Origin of the sequence: Okeania sp. SIO2B9 (assembly GCF_010672505.1) — a bacterium.
Classification (GTDB): domain Bacteria; phylum Cyanobacteriota; class Cyanobacteriia; order Cyanobacteriales; family Microcoleaceae; genus Okeania; species Okeania hirsuta.
In genome coordinates, this window is record NZ_JAAHGK010000804.1 from 1 (window position 1) to 3,643 (window position 3,643).

Annotated in this window: 4 protein-coding genes; all 4 read left to right on the forward strand. The window is 33.9% G+C overall.

Annotation, left to right across the window (positions count from 1 at the left end; genetic code table 11):
* Positions 1-1,161: response regulator (locus tag F6K13_RS23645; RefSeq protein WP_287288576.1), on the forward strand; the 1,161-nt coding region annotated here is incomplete at its 5' end.
* Positions 1,162-1,341, forward strand: a complete 180-nt coding sequence (locus F6K13_RS23650; protein WP_124154594.1) for a hypothetical protein — start codon at positions 1,162-1,164, stop codon at positions 1,339-1,341.
* Between the two features lie 603 nt (positions 1,342-1,944).
* Positions 1,945-2,481: a hypothetical protein gene (locus tag F6K13_RS23655; RefSeq protein ID WP_124146698.1), complete on the forward strand. Its 537-nt coding sequence runs from the start codon at positions 1,945-1,947 to the stop codon at positions 2,479-2,481.
* 367 nt (positions 2,482-2,848) lie between these two features.
* Positions 2,849-3,643, forward strand: coding sequence for a DMT family transporter (locus tag F6K13_RS23660; protein WP_287288578.1), 795 nt, complete (start codon positions 2,849-2,851; stop codon positions 3,641-3,643).

Sequence of the window (3,643 nt, forward strand, 5' to 3'; positions counted from 1 at the left end):
TGTAGTTTGAATGTGTTAGCTAGCCCTATAGATAAGTGGAGTCTTTACTTTTTTAGAGGTCGTATAGTCTGGGGTTATAGCTGTGAACACTCTCGGCGACAATTACGACAACATATAATACGCTATCAAGTTAAAATTAATCCGATAAATTTAGACCCTTTCCAAATTAATAATAATCATAATTGCTGGATTTATCAATTATTGTGTAGTTTACTTCAGGAACAGCAAATTACTAGAGAACAGTTTGAAAAGATTGTTAAATCAATAGTTTTAGAAGTACTATTTGATATATTACAACAGGAAAATCAGAGACAAATAAGTTATAAAATTGAACCAAATATTACGACAAACATCCTGCGTTGGCCAAGAGTTTTAATTGACACGAAAATTATTCTTAAAAAAGCAGTAGAAAATTGGTGTAACTGGAGTAGCTCAGGGTTAAAAAATTTATCTCCTAATTTTGGGATTATTTTATATAAACCAGAGCAATTCCAAGAAAAAATATCACCCATTCTCTATACTAAATTAGGCAAATTAATCAACAGTCAATGTAGTTTAAGAGATATGGCGAGTCAGATAAAATCAGACCAGTTTCGTCTAGCAAAATTTTTCTTGCCTCATATTCAAAAAGGATTAATCAAGCTGACAAAACTACCAGATATTCCCATAATATTTCCCCAGTTCCAAAAAACAAATCTACAGTTATATAAACAAAGAGAATTTAGCCAAAAGAAAAAAAATAAAGCTTTAATTGCTTGTATAGATGATAGCCTAATAGTTTGTCATCAAATGAAACAAATTATGACTGCTAATAGTTTTGATTTTGTCGGAATTAACAGCTCAGTCAAAGCAATCATAACCTTGATAGAAAAAAAACCAGATCTGATTTTTCTAGACTTAATCATGCCCATAGCAAATGGTTATGAAATTTGTGCTCAGATTCGTCGTATTTCCGCATTAAAAGAAACACCAGTAATAATTTTAACAAGCAGTAATCGATTAATAGATAGAGTTCGAGCAACAATGGTAGGATGTTCAGATTATCTCGTTAAACCAATTAGAGAAAAACAAGTTCTAGAAATAGTTAATAAATATGTAACTTCTAGTTCTTGCTTACCTCAAACACCTATATCTGAAACCCTAGCTCTACAGTTTTCTTAATTGCAATATGAGAAGTCAGGAGTCAGGATTCAGGAGTCAGGAGTCAGGAGTCAGGAGTCAGAAGTGGAGAGTAATATCAAATCCGGTAGCATCGGTGTAATTAGATTCATAGTGTGGGGACCCACCCCTAACCCCTCCCAGGAGGGGAGTGTGGGGAGTGTGGGAAGCGTGAGGAGGTAGGGAGACCCAGAGATGGGGAGATGAAGAGATGGGGAAATATTTGGTAATGGTTGAAGATGGAACATTTTTTACGTGCCGAATTAAACGGATTTGATATAAAAGAAAGTTTTTGTTCGTGTTTGCCTAAAATTCCGTAGGAAAGTGGAATGGAGTTCTATATTCATAATTCAGGAGTCAGAATTCAGGAGAGGAGAGTAATACCAGGGATGAAAAAAGAATGTTACAAATAATAATTAGGGACTAATGGCCATTTGCTAACGCAAAGCTGCCGCTTTATATGTTGCGGAGCAAAACGCCCCTACAGGATTTTTTTTGTGACGATGTGGTTGATCAATTTGAAAAGCGCTGTATAGCAGTCGAAGGAAAGGTTAGGACAAATCAAAAGCTTAAAACTAAGACAACTTCAACAATTAATAATTAATAATTAATAATTAATAATTAATTATTACCTCTACTTGAAAAGAAGAGGATTGACGCGGTAGGGAAAATTTTTTCTCTCCTTTAAAGGAGAGGCTTTAAACCTTAATTATTCGGTAAGATTATTCCTTCTTCCTTCTTTTTTCTGCTGTAAACTCAAAAATCATAAATTTAATCTATAATCTGATGCTACGAGAATTTATCGTATATGCTTGCCCAGTAGGTGAACTAAATAATCAACTAGAAGAATATTTCACCACTACTCGTGCAGAATGTAGTGAAAATGCTGCACATCAATATATGCCGCACTGTACCTTGACAGGTTTTTTTCACGACCAATTAACCGCAGTTCCAATTTATCTTCAAGCTTTAGATACTGCCTTAAACAATACTAGTCAAAATCGCCCAGCGCCACCTATAGTTGTTGTAGATATGGAGTTAAAAACAGACTTTCATTATCTCCAATTAAAATCAATTTGGCTAGAAAAATTGATTGCTAACTTTGCTCATCTAGCCAATTCAAAAACTCGTATTGATGAATTACGCCTCAAAAATAATTTACATCTCAGTTTAGCCTACAAATTTCCATCAGAACAACAACAAACACTAGCAAAAATAGCAAAAAAAATCATCAATTCCCAAGCAGAGGTATTATGGGAATTACGATTTTATGAACGCCATCCCAATAACTCTTGGACTTGTCATCAGTCTTGGAAACTCTAGTTAGGGTTTGCGCTCAAAAGTCTTTTAGTCGGAGTAGGAGACAGGAGACAGGAGACAGGAGACAGGAGAAATGGGAATGAGCGAGGAGGTAATTATTAATTATTAATAATTACCTCTAGAGTGAAAACGGAATGGGCTGAATAATTATGAAAAATTTTTCTTGTTTTTCCTTGCTCATGAGAGGATTTTTACCTTAACTATTCGGATTTGAATTGTCAATTTGGGATTTTTCTGCCCAACTATGAGCCTAAAATACTAACTTTTTAAGCGTTTTAGACGTGATACCAGGCATTTTTTTAGACTCCAAAAAGGCACTTGTCTTTATATGTCAATACTTTTAAATTTAATCAGCAAGCCATAGTTAAAAATGAACCAAAAAATTGTAAATATCTCTAACCTTTGGCAAAAAATCCCCGGACAAATTTACTTATTATTAGCAATCATTATTTTCGGTTCTTCTAACGCAATTACAAAACAATTAACAGAAATTGGTGCCGAAAAATTTCCTGGAGAAAATCCCATTTCATTTTGTAATGTTTTATTTGTAGGAAATATCTGTGCCCTATTAATTTTAATTATTATCTATAGAAAACAGCTAAATCTACGTTACTTTCAACAATTTTCAAGTCAAGATTGGGCAAGTATGTTAGCCGTTGCATTCCTAGCTGGCGCTCTATCTCCTGCTGCCTCATTTGAAGCACTTTCTCGCACAATGGTTAACAATGTAATATTAATTGGACGTATTGAACCTCCCTTAACTTTAGCACTAGCTATTTTTTTGCTAGGAGAAAAAGTTAATCGGTGGAAAATTACTGGAGCAATTATTTCATTTGCCGGAGTAATTTTAATTATAGTTTTGCAAAGTTTTGGGCAAAACTCAGTTGATTCTACAAATATGATATCTATCAATTCAGGAGAAATTTTAGCCGCAATTGGAGCGACCGCTACGGCAATTTCTAATACTATTAGTAAAGCGCGTCTTCATCGAATTCCGGTAGGATTTTTTAATATTATTCGTAATGGTTTTGGAGGTATTATCTTCTTTATTGTCGCATTATATTTTTATGGAAGTAGTCATTTCATGGAACTATTTTCGCCTTTTTTATGGCAATGGATGTTAGTTTATAGTGCAGTTATTGTAGTAATAGGTCAAATTTTGTGA